The organism is Variovorax sp. P1_H2 (genome assembly GCF_056405295.1).
In genome coordinates, this window is record NZ_JBFUCJ010000284.1 from 1 (window position 1) to 1,338 (window position 1,338).

At 61.3% G+C, this 1,338-nt stretch carries 2 protein-coding genes; both read left to right on the top strand.

The genetic code is table 11. The annotated features are described in order from the left end of the window. A partial coding sequence (locus tag AC1D2E_RS35875) for a zinc ribbon domain-containing protein YjdM (RefSeq protein WP_478201795.1) occupies positions 1-201 on the top strand: 201 nt, incomplete at its 5' end. 318 nt (positions 202-519) lie between these two features. Further along, positions 520-762: a hypothetical protein gene (locus AC1D2E_RS35880; protein ID WP_478201796.1), complete on the top strand. Its 243-nt coding sequence runs from the start codon at positions 520-522 to the stop codon at positions 760-762. Positions 763-1,338 lie beyond the last annotated feature (576 nt).

Here is a 1,338-nt window from a genome sequence, read left to right on the forward strand (position 1 = left end):
GACTCGGTCGGCAATGTGCTGAACGACGGCGACACCATCACCGTCATCAAGGACCTCAAGGTCAAGGGCTCGTCGCTGGTGGTGAAGGTCGGCACCAAGGTGAAGAACATCCGCCTGATCGATGGCGACCACGACATCGATTGCAAGATCGATGGGATTGGCGCGATGAAGCTGAAGTCGGAGTTCGTGCGCAAGGCGTGAGGGCCTGCTCGGCCATATCGCCAAGCCACCCAAGGACGCAGCGCCAATCAGCGGAAATGCAATCTCAGGGCGAGGAGAAGGCAGACCAGGCCGAGCACGGCGATCAATGCGATCCGCCCCCATGGCATCGGGGGTGGTAGCGGTGGCGTGCGGGGGCGTCGGCGTTCAAGAGGAGTGAGCGTGCTGCTGATGCTGGGACGCTCGCTCATCTGCCAATCGTGGAAGTCGTCTCGATCGGTTTTCATGTAGACCATTGTGCTTACATTCCGATACAGGCGCCCTGGGGAAGCCCACGTCACGACTTCGGATTTCGTGAAATTGTTAACGAAAGTCGTCTATCTAGCCCCTCGCCCTCACCAGACGGCGGCGCTGGTCAGGCGCACCTTCAGGACCCGGTCCAGGGTCGAAAACTACGGCATCGACATGCGCCTGCTCGGCATGCCGACCGCCGTCGTGGCTGCGCCGGCCGCTGCTACCGAGGGTGCGGCCGATGACAGCAGGGAGATCAAGGACTCGGTCGGCAATGTGCTGAACGACGGCGACCACGACATCGATTGCTAGATCGACGGCATTGGCGCGATGAAGTTGAAGTCGGAGTTCGTGCGGAAGGCGTGAGGGCGGACGAGTACATGCCCGGCGCTGGGTGCGTCCCAGCTTCTTCGATTGAAGGCAGACGATTCGCGCGCTGGAACGGATCGAGGAGGCGCTGGATATCTGCGCCAGATGCAATAGCGCTGGCATACTGCGCAAGTCGCGTCGAAAAAGGGCGCGATCGGGTTTGGAAGCCCGCAAATGAAGTTTTCACGGCGGAAGCCGCAGTTGCCTTTGGCCTGCGGCTTCTCGCCGCTCGTGCCCCAGTTTTTGGCGGCTCGGGCGGGAGGGCGCAAGTCCTGCCGGTTTTTTCGTGAGAACTTCCCCGGTCTTCCAACCCGTTCGAGCCGCCGCCTCCGATTGATTTCGGATGCGGCGGGTGAGGCAAGTCTGCATTCACTAGGGAGGCCAAAAAATGGCTACGTCTGCTCGCGCGCTCGCGCATTCCTCGAAGATCTCCAAGTCAGTCAAACCACCAGCGGTCGCTGCGAAGCGGCCTCGCGTTCCGGTCGTCGACCCAGAGACTTCAGTGATTCCAGAGTCGGA